The following is a 16,166-nucleotide window of genomic DNA, read 5'->3' on the forward strand; positions in this document are numbered from 1 at the left end:
GGGGGAGGCACGACTGCCCGCAGCTACGGCTGCCCGCAGTCACGGCGGCTGGCGACCGCCCGCGGCTACGCGGTCTCGGACGCCAGTGCCGTCGCCGCTCGGTCCAGGGTCGTCTGGGCCGTCCAGGGGTCCGTCGTGGCGTTGGCCAGGAAGGCGAAGCCCAGGAGGCGGCCGTCGGGGGTGGTGACCGTGCCGGCGAGGGTGTTCACGCCCGTGAGGGTGCCGGTCTTGGCGCGGACCAGGCCCGCTGCTCCGTCCGTGTAGCGGCCGGCCAGGGTGCCGGTGAAGTGGGCGACGGGGAGCCCGGTGAGCACCGCGCGGAGCTGGGGGCGAGCGGGGTCGGCCGCCTCGGCCAGCAGGGCGGTGAGCAGGTCGGCGCTGATCAGGTCCGTGCGGTCCAGGCCGCTTCCGTCGTGGAACCGCGCCCCCTGGACCGGCAGGCCGAGCTGCTTCAGGCGGGCCGTGACGGCGGCGCCCGCCCCGTCGAAGTCGGCGCGCTTGCCGGTCGCCACGGCGGTGTGGCGGGCCAGGGCCTCGGCGAGGTCGTTGTCGCTGTTGGTCAGCATCCGCTCGACCAGGGCCGACAGCGGGGGCGAGGAGACCGTGGCGAGGGTGTCGGCGCGGGCCGTGGCCTTGGAAGGGCCGGGGGCCGACGCGGTGACGCCGTGCTTCTTCAGGAGGCCGGCGAAGGTACGGGCGGCGTCGGCGGCCGGGTCGGGCACGCGGGGGGCGGGGCCGCTGGTGGAGTCGTCGGTGCGGCCCTCGTCGGTCATCAGGGCGGTGACGCGGGCGAGGTTCTCGTTGACCCCGATCGGGTGCGTCTCGGTACCGACGTAGAGCGTCGTGTCGTACGACAGCGTCACCGTGCGCACGTCGCGCTTCTTGAGGGCGGCGGCGGTCTTCTCGGCGAGGGTGCGCAGACTGGCGAGGCCGCGCGGGTCCTCGCGCGCGGTGAGGGTGGGGTCGCCGCCGCCGACCAGGACGAGTTCGCCGGTGTCGGCCTCCAGGGCGGTGCGGGTGGTGAGGCGGTGGTCGGGGCCGAGGGCGGTGAGGGCGGCGACGGCGGTGGCGATCTTGGTGGTGGAGGCGGGGATGAGCGGGGCGTCGCCGCCGAGGCCGTACAGGCGGGTGCCGGTGGCGAGGTCGACGACGGCCGCCGCGCGGTGCTCGCCGAGCGCGGGGTCGTCCTTCAGCAGGGGGTCGAGGAGGCCGGCGAGGTCCTTGCCGCCGGGTGCCGCCTTGACGCCGCCCGGGGTGGTGGTGCCGCCGAGTCCGGTCAGTACCGCGCCGGCGCTGGGTGCGGGACGGGGTGAGCCGGACGACGTACCGGAGGCCCCGGATCCGCTGCCGTGATCTGTGCCACCCGTCTGCTCCAGGGCGACGGCCCGGTCCCGCTCGGCCGTACGCTGACCCGTGGAGTCCCAGGGGCCGGCGGCGGTCACCACACCGGCGGCCAGTGCCAGCCCGGCAGTGGCGGCACCGGCGGTGTACTGCCAGGTCTTCGGCCCCGTGATCCGGGCGAGCTGCGGCGCCGTGGCCCGTGCGAACCGTGCGAACCGCGGTTTGGCGGTCCGGGCGAAGCGTGCCAGACGGGGACGAACGGCACTCGCGGCCCGCGCCACGTGCGGTCCCGCGGTCCGCCAAGGCCTCAGCTCTGGCACTGTCACCAGCCCCTTTCGCGATCACACACCTGCGTGAGGGACACTTAACCACCAGAACTATGTGCTGATCATGGAGGAGCGTCCGGTGGAGTTCGACGTCACGATCGAGATCCCGAAGGGTTCGCGGAACAAGTACGAGGTGGACCACGAGACCGGTCGTATCCGCCTGGACCGCCGCCTGTTCACCTCGACCGCCTACCCGACCGACTACGGCTTCGTCGAGAACACCCTCGGCGAGGACGGCGACCCGCTGGACGCGCTGGTCATCCTGGACGAGCCGACCTTCCCGGGCTGCCTCATCCGCTGCCGCGCGATCGGCATGTTCCGGATGACGGACGAGGCCGGCGGCGACGACAAGCTGCTGTGCGTGCCGTCGACCGACCCGCGCGTGGAGCACCTGCGTGACATCCACCACGTCTCGGAGTTCGACCGCCTGGAGATCCAGCACTTCTTCGAGGTCTACAAGGACCTGGAGCCCGGCAAGTCCGTCGAGGGCGCCGACTGGGTCGGCCGTACCGACGCCGAGGCCGAGATCGAGCGGTCCTACAAGCGGTTCAAGGACCAGGGCGGCCACTGAGCAGTCCGGACACCCGTAACGGGCCGCACGCACACGCGTGCGGCCCGTTCGTGTTTGAGTGACCATACTGAGGTCAACAGGAGGGTGTGTCGGTACCAGGGAGCGTTGCGCAGGTGACGGAGGCGGAGGAGCCCAAACCGCAGTCGGACGAGGCCCGCAGTGCCTTCCGGCAGCCCGGTGGGATCGCGGCGTCGATCGACGGCGAGTCGTCGACGACGTCCGAGTTCGAGATCCCGCAGGGGCTCGCGGTCCCGCGACACGCCGGCACCGAGTCCGAGACGACCTCGGAGTTCTCGCTCCCCGACGGTCTGGAGGCGCCGCAGGCCGCGCCCGCGGACACCGAGGGCTCGGCGTTCACCATGCCGAGCACCCACAGCGCGTGGACCGCCCCGGCCGCCTTCACCCCGGCGAGCGGTTTCCCGGCGGTGAGCCTGACGGACGTGCCCTGGCAGGACCGGATGCGCGCCATGCTGCGGATGCCGGTCGCCGAGCGGCCCGCGCCGGAGCCCTCGCAGAAGCACGACGACGAGACCGGCCCCGCCGTGCCGCGCGTGCTGGACCTGACGCTGCGTATCGGGGAGCTGCTGCTGGCGGGCGGTGAGGGTGCCGAGGACGTGGAGGCGGCCATGTTCGCCGTCTGCCGGTCCTACGGCCTGGACCGCTGCGAGCCGAACGTCACCTTCACGCTGCTGTCGATCTCCCACCAGCCGTCCCTGGTCGACGACCCGGTGACGGCGTCGCGCACGGTACGCCGCCGCGGCACCGACTACACGCGGCTCGCGGCCGTCTTCCACCTGGTGGACGACCTCAGCGATCCCGACACGAACATCTCCCTGGAGGAGGCCTACCGGCGCCTCGCGGAGATCCGACGCAACCGGCACCCGTACCCCACCTGGGTGCTGACGGTGGCCAGCGGTCTGCTCGCGGGCGGGGCCTCGCTGCTCGTCGGCGGCGGGGCGACCGTGTTCTTCGCGGCGATGTTCGGCTCGATGCTCGGCGACCGGCTGGCGTGGCTGTGCGCCGGGCGCGGACTGCCGGAGTTCTACCAGTTCGCGGTGGCGGCGATGCCGCCCGCCGCGATGGGCGTCGCGCTGACGGTGACGCACGTCGACGTGAAGGCGTCCGCGGTCATCACCGGTGGGCTGTTCGCGCTGCTGCCCGGGCGGGCCCTGGTCGCGGGGGTGCAGGACGGTCTGACCGGGTTCTACATCACCGCCGCCGCACGTCTGCTGGAGGTCATGTACTTCTTCGTCAGCATCGTCGCCGGGGTGCTGGTGGTGCTGTACTTCGGGGTCCAGCTGGGCGCCGAGCTGAATCCGGACGCCAAGCTCGGCACCGGTGACGAACCGTTCGTGCAGATCTTCGCCTCGATGCTGCTGTCGCTGGCCTTCGCGATCCTGCTCCAGCAGGAACGGGCCACGGTGCTGGCGGTGACCCTGAACGGCGGCATCGCCTGGTGCGTGTACGGCGCCATGCACTACGCCGGCGACATCTCGCCGGTGGCCTCCACGGCCGCCGCGGCGGGGCTCGTGGGCCTGTTCGGGCAGCTGATGTCCCGGTACCGGTTCGCGTCGGCGCTGCCGTACACGACCGCGGCGATCGGACCGCTGCTGCCCGGTTCGGCGACGTACTTCGGTCTGCTGGGCATCGCGCAGGGCGAGGTCGACTCGGGGCTGCTGTCGCTGTCCAACGCGGTGGCCCTGGCGATGGCCATCGCGATCGGGGTGAACCTCGGTGGCGAGATCTCCCGGCTGTTCCTGAAGGTGCCCGGCGCCGCGAGTGCGGCGGGACGCCGGGCGGCCAAGCGGACGCGGGGGTTCTAGCGCCCCTGGTTGTACGGGTACTGGTCGCCGTACTGCTGAGGCTGATCGCCGTAGCCCTGCGGGTACTGCTGGGCGTACGGCTGCTGCGGGGGCTGCTGGCCGCCGTAGGGCTGCTGCGGGGGCTGCTGGCCGCCGTAGGGCTGCCGGCCGCCGTAGCCCTGGTCGTACTGCGGGTCGTACTGCTGCTGCGGCTGGTCGTACGGGTCGACCCGGCGCAGCTGGGTCGTCGCGTCGTCCATCACCGGGTACGCGGGCTGGTGCTGCTGCTGGGGCGCCGGGGTGGCGGGGGCGGCCGCGGCGGCCCGCTGCTTCTTCTTGCGCTCGCGCAGGTACTCGATGGCGATCGGGACGACCGAGACCAGGATGATCAGGACGAGGATGCCCTCGACGTGGGCCCGGATGAACTCGATCTGGCCGAGCCAGTAGCCCGCGAGGGTGACGCCGGTGCCCCAGGCCACGCCGCCGATCACGTTGTACGTGAGGAAGGTGCGGTACTTCATGCGGCCGGCGCCCGCCACGATGGGGGCGAAGGTGCGCACGATGGGCACGAACCGGGCCAGGACGATCGCCTTGGGGCCGTACTTCTCCATGAACTCGTGCGCCTTCTCCAGATTCTCCTGTTTGAAGAGCTTGGAGTTGGGGCGGCTGAAGAGCCTCGGACCGAAGAACTTGCCGATCATGTAGCCGACTTGGTCGCCGAGGACGGCGGCGGCCACGATCAGGGTGCACACCAGCCACAGCGGCTGGCTGATGTACTGGCCCTGGGCGACGAACAGGCCCGCGGTGAACAGCAGCGAGTCGCCGGGCAGGAACGCGAAGAGTCCTGACTCGGCGAAGACGATGAGCAGGATGCCGGGCAGACTGAACGTCTCGATCAGGTAGTCCGGGCTGATCCACTCAGGACCGAGCGCAAGGGTGGTCACGGGATTGTGGCTCCTGCTGCTGGGGGGAGGCGGGCTGAACCTGGCTGCCCAAACGTACAACGCAGCCGTGGCGTCCCAGGTTCCACGGGGCTCCTTGGGGTGCGCTGTGACGTTTCCCGGGGAAGCCTGAGAACCATGGGTATTGAAGAATACGGCGGCGGCCAGGGCCCGCAGCCCGACGTGCTCGTGGTGACCACGAACGACCTGCCGGGCCACCGGGTGCAGGAGGTGCTCGGAGAGGTCTTCGGACTGACCGTGCGCTCCCGGCACCTGGGGAGCCAGATCGGTGCCGGGCTGAAGTCGATGGTCGGCGGTGAGCTGCGCGGGCTCACGAAGACGCTGGTGGAGACGCGCAACGAGGCGATGGAGCGGCTCGTCGAGCAGGCACGCACCCGGGGGGCCAACGCGGTGCTGGCGTTCCGCTTCGACGTGACGACGGCCGCGGACGTGGGCACCGAGGTGTGCGTGCGGGACGGCGGTGGTCGTGACCCGGGAGTGAGCCCCCGCGGGGCGGGCGCCGGGAAACGAGTCCCTGGGTCACGACCACCGCTCAGGGGTGTGCCGGACGGCGTTGGCGTCAGGGGGTGTGCCGGACGGCGTTGGCGAGGATCGCGTCGCGCATGTAGGCGGCGAGGCCCGGCTTGGCGGCGTCGATGTTTCGCGTGAAACGTTCGTCCGAGACGTACATGTCGCCCAGGCAGGTGTGCATCTCGTACCCGCAGTCGTAGTGGTTGCGGGCGATGCCCTGCCGGTGGTCCTCCGCGGCGTCCATGGCGCCCTCGGAGTCGGCGGGCTCACCGGCTTCCATCAGGGCGACGAAGCGCCGGGTGAGCTCGTCGGCCTCGTCCTGGATGCGCTGCCAGTCCTCCTTGGTGTAGGAGGCGGTCTTCTCCCTGGACTGGCGGTAGGCGTCGGTGTCGCCCCAGCGTTCCCGGACCTCCTCCTGGTACTGGTCGGGGTCGAAGTCGCCGAAGACCTCGAACTTCTCCTGGGGGGTGAGGTTGATTCCCATGCTGCGTGCCTCCATGGCCTGCTCCACGGCCGCCGCCATCTTCCGCAGTCTCTCGATCCGGGCGGTCAGCAGCTCGTGCTGGCGGCGCAGGTGCGCGCGCGGGTCCGCGGCCGGGTCGTCGAGCAGGGCGGCGACCTCGTCGAGCGGGAAGCCCAGCTCCCGGTAGAACAGGATCTGCTGCAACCGGTCGAGGTCGGCGTCGCTGTAGCGCCGGTGGCCCGCGTGGCTGCGCTCGCCGGGTGCGAGCAGGCCGATGTCGTCGTAGTGGTGCAGCGTGCGCACCGTCACTCCGGCGAAGCCGGCCACCTGTCCCACGGAGTAGCTCACTTCCGCTCCCTTCTCTGACGTCCTCCACGCTGCCTCCTCACGTGACGTGAGGTGCAAGCCCGGACCCGCCGGTGCGGCCCCGGGTGCGGGGCCCCGGGCCCCGGCCTACCGTCGGTTGCATGTCACTGCACAAGGGTCCCCGCCCGCCCCACGGCGACGACCGCGACCGGCGCCGGCTCGCCGTGAACCCCTTCCACGCGGAGGCGAACCCGCTCGGCGGCATGACCGAGGCCCCGCCCTCCCACCGGCTGCCCGACTCCCCGCTGCCGCCGGAGACCGCGTACCGCCTCGTCCACGACGAGCTGATGCTGGACGGCAACGCACGGCTGAACCTGGCCACCTTCGTCACCACCTGGATGGAACCGCAGGCCGGGGTGCTGATGAGCGAGTGCCGGGACAAGAACATGATCGACAAGGACGAGTACCCGCGCACCGCCGAGCTGGAGCGGCGCTGCGTGGCGATGCTCGCCGACCTGTGGCACGCGCCCGACCCGGCGGCGGCCGTGGGCTGCTCGACGACCGGGTCGAGCGAGGCGTGCATGCTGGCGGGGATGGCGCTCAAGCGGCGCTGGGCGCTGCGCAACGCCGACCGGTACCCGGCGAAGGACGTGCGGCCCAATCTGGTGATGGGCGTGAACGTCCAGGTCTGCTGGGAGAAGTTCTGCAACTTCTGGGAGGTGGAGGCCCGCCAGGTCCCGATGGAGGGCGAGCGCTTCCACCTGGACCCGCAGGCCGCCGCCGAGCTGTGCGACGAGAACACCATCGGGGTCGTCGGCATCCTCGGCTCCACCTTCGACGGCTCCTACGAGCCGGTGGCCGACCTGTGCGCCGCCCTGGACGCCCTCCAGGAGCGGACCGGACTCGACGTCCCGGTGCACGTGGACGGCGCCTCGGGCGGCATGGTCGCGCCCTTCCTCGACGAGGACCTGGTGTGGGACTTCCGGTTGCCGAGGGTCGCCTCGATCAACACCTCGGGGCACAAGTACGGGCTGGTCTACCCGGGCGTGGGCTGGGCCCTGTGGCGGGACGCGGAGGCGCTGCCCGAGGAGCTGGTGTTCCGGGTGAACTACCTGGGCGGCGACATGCCGACCTTCGCGCTGAACTTCTCCCGGCCCGGCGCGCAGGTGGTGGCGCAGTACTACACGTTCCTGCGGCTGGGCCGCGAGGGCTACCGGGCCGTGCAGCAGAACGCGCGGGACATCGCGGGCTCCGTCGCCCGGCGGGTGGCGGCGCTCGGCGACTTCCGGCTGCTGACGCGCGGCGACCAGCTGCCCGTGTTCGCCTTCACCACGGCGGACGACGTGACGGCGTACGACGTCTTCGACGTGTCCCGGCGGCTGCGCGAGGGCGGGTGGCTGGTGCCGGCGTACACCTTCCCGCCGCACCGCGAGGACCTCTCCGTGCTGCGGGTGGTGTGCCGCAACGGCTTCTCGGCGGACATGGCGGACCTGCTCCTCGACGACCTGGAACGGTTGCTGCCGGAGCTGCGCCGGCAGCCGCACCCGCTGACCCGGGACAAGGGCGCGGCCACCGGCTTCCACCACTAGGGCCCGTGCCGGGCCGGGGTCGTCAGCGGCTCAGCCGCCCGAACCTGGCCACCGCCAGCGGGAAGAACACCGCGAGCAGCGCCAGCGGCCAGGCGACGGCCGCCCAGACGTGCCCCGCCTCGCCGCCCGGGCCGCCGAAGAGGTCGCGGACGGCCGTGGCGGTCTGGGACATCGGATTCCACTCGACGACCGTGCCCAGCCAGCCGGGCATGGAGTCGGGGGTGGCGAAGGCGTTGGAGAGGAAGCCGACCGGCCAGACCAGGATCTGCACCGCCTGCACCAGCTCGGCCTTCCCGGCCACCAGGGCCAGGAAGATGCCGATCCAGAGCATGGCGAAGCGGAAGAGCAGGAGCAGGCCGACCGCGCCGAGGAAGGCGCCGGGACCGCCGTGGGCGCGCCAGCCGAGCGTGTACCCGACGCCGATCAGTACGACCAGGCCGAGCACCGACTGGAGCATGTCGGCGGCGGAACGGCCGACCAGGACCGCGCCGTTGGCCATCGGGAGGGAGCGGAAGCGGTCGACGACGCCCTTGTCGAGGTCCCGGGTGACGGCGATCATCGTGCCCTCCAGGCCGAAGGCCATGGTGAGGGCGAGCATCCCGGGGACCAGGTAGTCGACGTAGTCGCCGCTCAGGCCCCGGCCGCCGCCGACCAGGTAGCCGAACATCAGCAGCAGCATGACCGGGAAGACCAGGTTGACGACGACCGCCACCGGTTGCCGCCCCCAGCGGGCCAGCTCGCGGCGGGTCATGGTCCAGGAGTCGGACAGGGCGTGGGTCATGGGGGTGGGGGTGGGGGTGGTGGTGAGGGTGCTCGTACTCACGCGGCCTCCTTCGTGCGGTCGGTGAGGTGCAGGAACACCTCGTCCAGGGTCGGCCGGCGCAGCGCCACGTCCTCGGCCTCGATCCCGGCCTCCTCCAGCGCCCGTACGACGCCGGAGAGCGCCGCCATCCGGTCGGTGACCGGGGCGCTGAGCAGCCGGCGGTCGGGGTCCACGCGGACGCCGGTGAGCGGCAGCAGGGCCACCGCGGCGCCCAGGTGGCCGGCGTCGCGCAGGACGACGTCGACGCGGTCCCCGCCGGTGGCGGCCTTGAGTTCGTCCGCCGTGCCGTCGGCGACGACGCGGCCGGCGTCGACGACCGAGATGCGGTCGGCCAGCTGGTCGGCCTCCTCCAGGTACTGGGTGGTGAGCAGGACCGTCGTACCGGCGCCGACCAGGGAGCGGACCGAGTCCCACACCTCGGCGCGGCCGCGCGGGTCGAGGCCGGTGGTCGGCTCGTCCAGGAAGAGCACCTCCGGTTCGGTGATCAGGGAGGCGGCCAGGTCGAGGCGGCGCCGCATACCGCCGCTGTAGGCGCTGACCGGTTTGCGGCCGGTGTCGGAGAGGTCGAAGCGGGCGAGCAGTTCGTCGGCACGCGCGCGTGCCCGTCGTGCGCCCAGGTGGTGGAGGCGGCCGAACATCTCCAGGTTCTGCCGGCCGCCCAGCTCCTCGTCGAGCGCCGCGTGCTGGCCGAGCAGGCCGATGCGCAGCCGCACCGCGTACGCCTCGGCGACCACGTCGTGTCCGGCCACCTCGACGCGGCCCGCGTCGGGCCGCAGCAGGGTGGACAGGATCCGGACCAGGGTCGTCTTGCCCGCTCCGTTCGGGCCCAGTACGCCGTGCACCGTGCCGCGCGTGACGGTCAGGTCGAGCCCGTCCAGTGCGTTCTTGCTGCCGTACCTCTTGCGTGCGCCTTCGACGGTGATCGCCGTGTCGGCCACTGTCACTCCCCATTCCCTTTCGAGAGCCCGAGCTAGCCAAATTTGACTACTTGCTCAGAAGGTAGTGCCCGCTCTCCGATTGGTCAAACTTGATTAGCGGGCGTCCCCGTAGTGCGGCCGCCCCGCCGCGAAGGGGTTCTCCTCCCCCTCCGCCAGCACCCCGACGAACGGATCGCCCTCGCCGGCGAAGGTGTAGGCGCCGCCCCGGACGCGTTCGATGAGGCCGCGGGTCCACTCGGCGCCCGAGTCTGCCGAGTGCACCCAGTAGTTCATGATCTCGCCGATGTGCCCGTACTGGCCGGGCCCCTCCGCGGGCAGGTAGTACTCGGTGACGGCGCTGCGCCACTCCTCGATCCGGCGCACCCGCTCCTCCAGGAGCGCGAGCGCCTCCTCGCGCGGGAGGTCGACCATGAAGCCGAGCGCCGCGGTGAGCACGTCCGGCCGCTGGTCGTAGGCGGTGAGGTAGGCACGGAGCAGGGTGAGGTACTCCTCGGTGCCCTGCTCGGTGATCTCGTACTCCACCCGCGGCGGCCCGCCCGCCGTGGACGGCGCGATCTCGTGCGCGAGGAGCAGCCCCTGTTTCGCCATCTGCTTCAGCGCGTGGTAGATCGAACCGGGCTTGGCGTTGGACCACTCGTGCGCGCCCCAGTACTCCAGGTCGTTGCGCACCTGGTAGCCGTGGGCCCGCCCGTGCTGGCGGACGGCGCCGAGCACGAGGAGACGGATCGCTGACATGGGGTCCAGCCTAGATCGGGCACCGGGCTCCGCCCGCCGGGGCCCTCAGAACGGGAAGCCGCTGCGCCCGTGCTGCACCGAGATCCACTTCTGGGTGGTGAAGGCGTCCAGCATGGTGTCGCCGTTGAGACGGCCGATGCCGGAGTGCTTCTCGCCGCCGAAGGGCACGATCGGCTCGTCGTGCACGGTGCCGTCGTTCACGTGGAACATGCCGGTGTCGATCCGCTTGGCGAAGTTGACCCCGCGCTCGATGTCCCCGGTGTGCACGGCACCGCTCAGCCCGTACGGCGTGTCGTTGACGAGGCGCACGGCCTCCTCCTCGCCGTCGAAGGGGACGAGGAAGGCGACCGGGCCGAAGACCTCCTGCCGCAGCAGGGCGGAGTCGGCGGGCACGCCGATGAGGACCGACGGCTCGACCAGGTTGTCGGTGACCGCGCCGCGCACCAGGGCGGTGGCGCCCTCGGCGAGGGCCTGCTCGACGACGCCGGAGATCGCGTCCGCCTGCGAGGAGTTGATCACCGGGCCGATGACGGTCTCGGGGTCGCGCGGGTCACCGGTCTTGAGGGTGCTCACCTTGGCGACGAACTTCTCGGTGAACTCGTCGGCCACCGCGCGGTCGACCAGCACGCGGTTGGCGGCCATGCATACCTGGCCCTGGTGGACGTAGCGGCTGAAGACGGCGGCGTCGACCGCGTAGTCGACGTCGGCGTCGTCCAGGACCACCAGCGCGCTGTTGCCGCCCAGTTCGAGGACGGAGCGCTTGAAGTTGGCGGCGCAGACCGTGGCCACGTGGCGGCCGACCTTGTCGGAGCCGGTGAAGGAGATCACCTTGGGGACCGGGTGCTCGATGAAGGCGTCGCCGATCTCCGCGATGTCGGTGACCACGACGTTGAGCAGGCCGCCCGGCAGTCCCGCGTCCTCGAGGATCTTCGCGACCAGCGTGCCGCCCACGATCGGCGTGTTCTGGTGCGGCTTGAGGACGACGCCGTTGCCCAGGGCGAGGGCCGGGGCGACCGACTTCAGGGAGAGCAGGAAGGGGAAGTTGAAGGGGCTGATGACGCCCACGACGCCGACCGGCACCCGGTAGACGCGGTTCTCCTTGCCGTCGACCGGGGAGGGGATGATCCGGCCCTCGGGGCGCAGCGCCAGGTGGACCGCCTCGCGCAGGAACTCCTTGGCGAGGTGCAGTTCGAAGGCGGCCTTCAGGCGGGTGCCGCCCAGCTCGGCGACGATCGCCTCGCTGATCTCGGCCTCGCGCTCCTCCACCAGGCGCAGCGCCTTCTCGAACACCGCGCGGCGCGCGTACGGGTTCGTCGCGGCCCACTGCTTCTGCGCGCGCTCGGCGGCCCGGTAGGCGGCGTCGACCTCGTCGACGGTGGCTATCGTGATCGAGGCGAGCTTCTCGTTGTCGTACGGGTTGAAGTCGATGATGTCCCAGGAGCCGGTGCCCGGACGCCACTCGCCGTCGATGTACTGCTGGGCGAGGTCGGTGAAGTACGACGACATGTGTTCCCTCAATCCCCTGAACTCCCGCAGCCGCCGCGAGCGAGCCGCCTGATTGGGCGTCATCGTACTGACGTTTCAGGAGAGTTGAAGGAGTCCCCGCAGAAGGTCCCGGCTCTCGTCCGCCCCCGGGCTGTCCTGCTGGAGTTCCTTCAGCGCCGTCTCGTACTGGGTGACGTCCTCCTGCTTGTCCAGGTACAGCGCACTGGTGAGCTGCTCCAGGTAGACGACGTCCGAGAGGTCCGACTCGGGGAAGCTGAGGAGCGTGAACGCGCCACTCTCGCCGGAGTGCCCGCCGAAGCCGAACGGCATGACCTGAAGGCGCACGTTGGGGCGCTCGGACACCTCGATCAGGTGCTGGAGCTGGCCGCGCATCACCTCGCGGTCGCCGTACGGGCGGCGCAGGGCGGCCTCGTCCAGCACGATGTGGAACTCCGGGGCGTTCTCCGCGACCAGGTGCTTCTGCCGCTCCAGGCGCAGCGCCACCCGCCGCTCGACGTCCGCCTCGCCGGCGCCCTTCATGCCGCGCCGGACGACCGCGCGGGCGTACTCCTCGGTCTGGAGCAGGCCGTGCACGAACTGCACCTCGTAGGCCCGGATCAGCGAGGCGGCGCCCTCCAGACCGACATACGTCGGGAACCAGCTGGGCAGCACGTCGGAGTAACTGTGCCACCAGCCCGCGACGTTGGCCTCCTTGGCCAGCGAGAGCAGGGAGGCGCGCTCCTGCTCGTCCGTGATGCCGTACAGCGTCAGCAGGTCCTCGACGTCCCTCGTCTTGAAGCTCACCCGGCCCAGCTCCATCCGGCTGATCTTCGACTCGGAGGCGCGGATCGAGTAGCCCGCGGCCTCTCGCGTGATCCCCCGCGTCTCACGCAGTCGCCTGAGTTGTGATCCGAGCAGCATGCGCCGCACCACCGATCCGGGCTCTCCCGCGCTCACGTTCGCCAGCCTCCCCAACCGTCTTCAGGGGCCGCAGTCTGCCACTAAAACACTTCGAGCAGTACTCGTCCGGTTACGGAAACGGAATCGAGCCAAAGGAAATGTGCAGGATCATGCACGCGGCGGGTCGGAACCAGCCTCCGTGGGAGATGAAGGGGAGGCGAAGATGACGGAAAAATTGACCAACAAGCGGTACGGGCAGGTCCATTTCGGTCACGTGCACGTGCATCTGCCCTTGCATCTGAGGTACGCATCCGAAACCATGGTCCCCGCACCACCGCGCCGCATCGCTACGACCGCGAATTCCCGGGAGTGCCTCGCATGGGGACGAATGGATCGACCATGCTCGAGCCGTTACGGCAGGGCCTTCCGCCACTCGACCCCTCGGCCGTGTCCAACGCCGCCTCCTGTGCGCTGCCACCGCGTTTCGAAGCGGTGCGCGAGGCCCGGAGGTTCACCCGCAGAACGCTCGACGGCTGGGAAACCGGCGACCGCTTCGACGACGTATGCCTGGTGGTCTCGGAACTGGTCACCAACGCCCTGCGGCACGCGCTGCCGGCGGACACCCCGCGCCACGACGAACGGCACGGCCCGGTACGGCTGCACCTGATGCGCTGGACCGAGCGGCTGGTGTGCGCGGTGCGCGACCCCAGCCACGACAGCCCGGTGGCCCGCGAGACGGACGACTTCTCGGCGGAGTCCGGCCGCGGCCTGTTCCTCGTCGACTCCTTCAGCGACAGCTGGGGCTGGCACCCGCTGGCCGGGACCCTCAACGGCAAGGTGGTCTGGGCGCTGTTCCGCGTCTAGGTTCCGCGTCCGGGCACCGCCCCGCCAGTCTGGTCACCCGGCTGGCTGGTCTGATCACCCGGTCGACCTGGTCACCCGGTTGCCCCGGCCGGGCGGGCCGGCCACCGGGTCAGCTCGCGATCAGGTGGTCGAACTCGCCGTCCTTGACGCCCAGCAGCATGGCCTCGATCTCGGCACGCGTGTAGACGAGCGCGGGGCCGTCGGGGAAGCGGGAGTTGCGTACCGCCACCGCACCGTCGGGCAGGCGCGCGAACTCCACGCACGATCCCTGCGAGTTGCTGCGCCGGCTCTTCTGCCAGGCCGCATCGTGCAACTGCGTGGCGGCCATGCCGTTGTACACGTCGTACACGTCGTGGTCCACAGGTCGCTCCCCGGTGTGCACTGGCTGATGTGGCCATTGATGCAGTGGTCAACTGATCCGGATCATAACCCTGTTCACGTGCAGATGCATGAGCAAATGCACGTGCACGTGCGGTGTTCCCGCGGTTACAGCTTTGACGACCGCTTTACCGAGCCCTGCCCACTACGACGCCGAGGCCCGGGAAGTCGTTCCCGCATGTGCCCCCGGATTCGAAGAATATGCAACAACATGCGACAACACCGGGGCCCGAACGGTACGGGCGTCCCCGGTGTTGTCGCTGGTGCGTGAGGTACGGCAGGCCGGTCAGCGGGTGCCGTACGGCAGCAGCGCCATCTCACGGGCGTTCTTGATCGCCCTGGCCAGCTGCCGCTGCTGCTGGGACGTCACGCGGGTGACGCGGCGGCTGCGGATCTTGCCGCGGTCGGAGAGGAACCGGCGCAGCAGCTCGGTGTCCTTGTAGTCGATGTACGTCACCCCCGCCTGGTCCAGCGGGTTGGGACGCTGCCGGGCGGGCTTGCGGTCGCTCTTTCGGGGCGCGGGCATGGTTCAGACCTCCAGGAGGGTGTCGAAGGCGGGCGGCAGCCGGTCCCAGGCGGCCTGCCCCGCGGCGTACTCGACGTCGGTCAGCAGGCAGGACTCCAGGAGCCGTTCCAGGCCGTCCCGGTCGAGGCCGGGGGAGGTGAAGACCAGGTGCTGGCAGCGGTCGCCGTGCTCGGGGTGCCAGTCCAGCGCGGCGGCGGCGCGGCGCACGGGCGGCACCAGTTCCCAGGCGGCGTCGGGGAGCGAGGCGAGCCACGGTCCCGCGCTCTCCACGCACAGGGCACCGCCCGCGGCGTCCCAGTGCAGCAGCGTGTCCCCCTTGCCCGCGAGCCAGAACCGCCCCCGGCTGCGGGCCGCGGCGCAGGTCAGGTCCTCGAGCGCCGCGTACAGCCGCTCCGGGTGGAAGGGGCGGCGGCGGTGCCAGACCAGGGTGGCGACGCCGTGCGCGTCGGCCTCGGCGGGCAGCAGCGCGCAGGCCGGGTGCTGGGCCGCGGCCGCGGCCTCCACGTCGAACCCGGCGAGGGCGGCCCGCGCCAGCTCCGGGCTCGCGTGCGGAGCGCCCGCCGGGTTCCCGTGGCCGATCGGGACCCGGCGGGCCGTCGGATGCAGCTGGGCCAGCAACTCGTGGTCCTCCTCGTCGGCCTCCGGCGAGCCGGGGAGGGAGTCGGCGAGGGCGAGGACGGAGGCGTACTCGAGCTGCCGCGCGAAGGTGTCGGCCACGGTGCGCTGGTCGGTGGCCGCCGCGGCGAGGCCGCCCTCGGCGAGGTCGTCGCCGTTGCCGAGGTACGGCAGGACCAGGGCGGGGTCGACGGCGGTGATCACGCCGGCGACGGTGAAACCGCCGGCCGTCACCACCTCCGCCATCGCCTTGGGCTCGACGGAGTCCCACAGTTCGACGACCGCCAGCGGGGTGCCGCCGGCCTCCGCGAGCCGCACCAGCTCGGGGACGAGGTCCTCGCGCAGCGCGCAGCACGCGCAGTCGTTGACCAGGGGCGCCTCGCCGGCGGAGAGGATGCCGGTGGCGTCCCGCACGGTCCGCACGACCGTCCCCGCGGTGGCCGTCGCCAGGTCGTGGTGGAGCACGACGCTGCCGGGCACGTCGGCGAGCAGCCGGGCCACGGCCGCCCGGCGCGCGTCGGCGTGCAGCCCGCCGACGATCACCACCGGCGGTTCGCGGAAGCGGCCCTGCCCGCTCATGCCCCGTCCTGCTTCCCGTACCGGCGCTCGAAGCGCTCCACGCGTCCGGCGGTGTCCAGGACGCGGGCGGTGCCGGTGTAGAAGGGGTGGCTGACGTGGGAGATCTCGACGTCGACGACCGGGTAGGTGTGGCCGTCCTCCCACTCGACGGTGCGCTCGCTCGTCATGGTCGAGCGGGTGAGGAAGGCGTAGTTCGCGGCCCGGTCGCGGAAGACGACGGGGCGGTACTCGGGGTGAATTCCCTTGCGCACGGCGGCTCAGCGCTCCTCTCGGAAGTCGACGTGGCGGCCGGCCATCGGGTCGTACTTGCGCAGGACCAGGCGGTCCGGGTCGTTGCGGCGGTTCTTGCGGGTGACGTAGGTGTAGCCGGTCCCGGCGGTGGACCGGAGCTTGATGACCGGGCGGAGTTCGTTGCGTGCCATGCTGCTATCTTACTGAAAATGAATTCCATTA

17 protein-coding genes and 1 pseudogene are annotated in these 16,166 nt (G+C 71.4%); 5 read left to right on the forward strand and 13 right to left on the reverse strand.

From position 1 onward, the window contains the following. Window positions 1-65: 65 nt before the first annotated feature. The gene (dacB, locus tag B9W62_RS17315; RefSeq protein ID WP_179235528.1) at window positions 66-1,667 is read right to left on the reverse strand and encodes a D-alanyl-D-alanine carboxypeptidase/D-alanyl-D-alanine endopeptidase; all 1,602 of its coding nucleotides are present in this window, start codon (window positions 1,665-1,667) and stop codon (window positions 66-68) included. 79 nt (window positions 1,668-1,746) lie between these two features. On the opposite strand from dacB, the gene B9W62_RS17320 reads away from it, so the two are divergent. Next, on the forward strand, window positions 1,747-2,238 hold the full coding sequence (locus B9W62_RS17320) for an inorganic diphosphatase (protein WP_007452023.1): 492 nt from the start codon (window positions 1,747-1,749) through the stop codon (window positions 2,236-2,238). Window positions 2,239-2,351: 113 nt separating this feature from the next. Then, window positions 2,352-4,061 (forward strand): threonine/serine exporter family protein, encoded by a 1,710-nt coding sequence (locus B9W62_RS17325; protein ID WP_179235529.1) that lies wholly within the window; start codon window positions 2,352-2,354, stop codon window positions 4,059-4,061. Here B9W62_RS17325 and B9W62_RS17330 read toward each other — a convergent pair. Beyond that, on the reverse strand, window positions 4,058-4,984 hold the full coding sequence (locus tag B9W62_RS17330; RefSeq protein WP_087808002.1) for a DedA family protein: 927 nt from the start codon (window positions 4,982-4,984) through the stop codon (window positions 4,058-4,060). The two genes, B9W62_RS17325 and B9W62_RS17330, sit on opposite strands and share 4 nt — an antisense overlap. Window positions 4,985-5,119: 135 nt before the next feature. Here B9W62_RS17330 and B9W62_RS17335 point away from each other — a divergent pair. After that, window positions 5,120-5,483 (forward strand): annotated as a pseudogene (locus tag B9W62_RS17335) (YbjQ family protein). A 78-nt stretch (window positions 5,484-5,561) separates the two neighbouring features. Here the strand turns inward: B9W62_RS17335 and B9W62_RS17340 are convergent. Next, on the reverse strand, window positions 5,562-6,323 hold the full coding sequence (locus B9W62_RS17340; RefSeq protein ID WP_087808003.1) for a MerR family transcriptional regulator: 762 nt from the start codon (window positions 6,321-6,323) through the stop codon (window positions 5,562-5,564). 119 nt (window positions 6,324-6,442) lie between these two features. Here B9W62_RS17340 and B9W62_RS17345 point away from each other — a divergent pair, with 119 nt between their 5' ends. Continuing rightward, on the forward strand, window positions 6,443-7,870 hold the full coding sequence (locus B9W62_RS17345; protein WP_087808004.1) for a glutamate decarboxylase: 1,428 nt from the start codon (window positions 6,443-6,445) through the stop codon (window positions 7,868-7,870). Window positions 7,871-7,892: 22 nt separating this feature from the next. Here B9W62_RS17345 and B9W62_RS17350 read toward each other — a convergent pair whose 3' ends face one another. From B9W62_RS17350 to B9W62_RS17370, 5 genes are all read right to left on the reverse strand, one after another. Continuing rightward, on the reverse strand, window positions 7,893-8,651 hold the full coding sequence (locus B9W62_RS17350) for an ABC transporter permease (protein WP_087811954.1): 759 nt from the start codon (window positions 8,649-8,651) through the stop codon (window positions 7,893-7,895). A gap of 38 nt (window positions 8,652-8,689) precedes the next feature. Next, entirely contained in the window at window positions 8,690-9,631 is a 942-nt protein-coding gene (locus tag B9W62_RS17355; RefSeq protein WP_306426473.1) for an ATP-binding cassette domain-containing protein, read from the reverse strand. A gap of 93 nt (window positions 9,632-9,724) precedes the next feature. Then, a complete protein-coding gene (locus B9W62_RS17360) occupies window positions 9,725-10,366 on the reverse strand; it encodes a PadR family transcriptional regulator (RefSeq protein ID WP_087808006.1) in 642 nt (213 codons plus the stop codon). A 45-nt stretch (window positions 10,367-10,411) separates the two neighbouring features. Next, a complete protein-coding gene (locus B9W62_RS17365; protein WP_087808007.1) occupies window positions 10,412-11,872 on the reverse strand; it encodes an aldehyde dehydrogenase family protein in 1,461 nt (486 codons plus the stop codon). Window positions 11,873-11,947: 75 nt separating this feature from the next. Beyond that, window positions 11,948-12,772 (reverse strand): helix-turn-helix domain-containing protein, encoded by an 825-nt coding sequence (locus B9W62_RS17370; protein WP_087811955.1) that lies wholly within the window; start codon window positions 12,770-12,772, stop codon window positions 11,948-11,950. Between the two features lie 378 nt (window positions 12,773-13,150). Here B9W62_RS17370 and B9W62_RS17380 point away from each other — a divergent pair, with 378 nt between their 5' ends. Further along, complete coding sequence (locus B9W62_RS17380) at window positions 13,151-13,615, forward strand: ATP-binding protein (protein WP_087808009.1); 465 nt, start codon at window positions 13,151-13,153, stop codon at window positions 13,613-13,615. A gap of 109 nt (window positions 13,616-13,724) precedes the next feature. On the opposite strand, the gene B9W62_RS17385 is transcribed toward B9W62_RS17380, so the two are convergent. The 5 genes from B9W62_RS17385 to rpmG all read right to left on the reverse strand — a co-directional run bounded on the left by B9W62_RS17385 (window position 13,725) and on the right by rpmG (window position 16,135). After that, window positions 13,725-13,976, reverse strand: coding sequence for a DUF397 domain-containing protein (locus B9W62_RS17385; RefSeq protein ID WP_011028968.1), 252 nt, complete (start codon window positions 13,974-13,976; stop codon window positions 13,725-13,727). A 303-nt stretch (window positions 13,977-14,279) separates the two neighbouring features. Beyond that, the gene (gene rpsR / locus B9W62_RS17390; RefSeq protein WP_087808010.1) at window positions 14,280-14,519 is read right to left on the reverse strand and encodes a 30S ribosomal protein S18; all 240 of its coding nucleotides are present in this window, start codon (window positions 14,517-14,519) and stop codon (window positions 14,280-14,282) included. A gap of 3 nt (window positions 14,520-14,522) precedes the next feature. Further along, window positions 14,523-15,713, reverse strand: a complete 1,191-nt coding sequence (locus B9W62_RS17395) for a CobW family GTP-binding protein (RefSeq protein ID WP_087808011.1) — start codon at window positions 15,711-15,713, stop codon at window positions 14,523-14,525. Then, entirely contained in the window at window positions 15,710-15,964 is a 255-nt protein-coding gene (locus B9W62_RS17400) for a type B 50S ribosomal protein L31 (RefSeq protein WP_087808012.1), read from the reverse strand. Before B9W62_RS17400 ends, B9W62_RS17395 begins: the two co-directional genes overlap by 4 nt. A 6-nt stretch (window positions 15,965-15,970) precedes the next feature. Beyond that, window positions 15,971-16,135 carry a 50S ribosomal protein L33 gene (gene rpmG / locus B9W62_RS17405; protein ID WP_007451968.1) on the reverse strand — a complete coding sequence of 55 codons (165 nt, stop codon included), beginning with the start codon at window positions 16,133-16,135 and terminating at the stop codon, window positions 15,971-15,973. Window positions 16,136-16,166 lie beyond the last annotated feature (31 nt).

The sequence above is a fragment of the Streptomyces sp. CS113 genome, from assembly GCF_002188365.1.
Lineage (GTDB): Bacteria > Actinomycetota > Actinomycetes > Streptomycetales > Streptomycetaceae > Streptomyces > Streptomyces tendae.

Coding starts and splice junctions, on each gene's coding strand:
- B9W62_RS17370 (WP_087811955.1), bottom strand. CDS start 12,772: ATGCTGCTCGGATCACAACTCAGGCGACTGCGTGAGACGCGGGGGATC.
- rpsR (WP_087808010.1), bottom strand. CDS start 14,519: ATGCCCGCGCCCCGAAAGAGCGACCGCAAGCCCGCCCGGCAGCGTCCC.
- B9W62_RS17360 (WP_087808006.1), bottom strand. CDS start 10,366: ATGTCAGCGATCCGTCTCCTCGTGCTCGGCGCCGTCCGCCAGCACGGG.
- B9W62_RS17395 (WP_087808011.1), bottom strand. CDS start 15,713: ATGAGCGGGCAGGGCCGCTTCCGCGAACCGCCGGTGGTGATCGTCGGC.
- rpmG (WP_007451968.1), bottom strand. CDS start 16,135: ATGGCACGCAACGAACTCCGCCCGGTCATCAAGCTCCGGTCCACCGCC.
- B9W62_RS17350 (WP_087811954.1), bottom strand. CDS start 8,651: ATGACCCACGCCCTGTCCGACTCCTGGACCATGACCCGCCGCGAGCTG.
- B9W62_RS17345 (WP_087808004.1), top strand. CDS start 6,443: ATGTCACTGCACAAGGGTCCCCGCCCGCCCCACGGCGACGACCGCGAC.
- B9W62_RS17380 (WP_087808009.1), top strand. CDS start 13,151: ATGCTCGAGCCGTTACGGCAGGGCCTTCCGCCACTCGACCCCTCGGCC.
- B9W62_RS17365 (WP_087808007.1), bottom strand. CDS start 11,872: ATGTCGTCGTACTTCACCGACCTCGCCCAGCAGTACATCGACGGCGAG.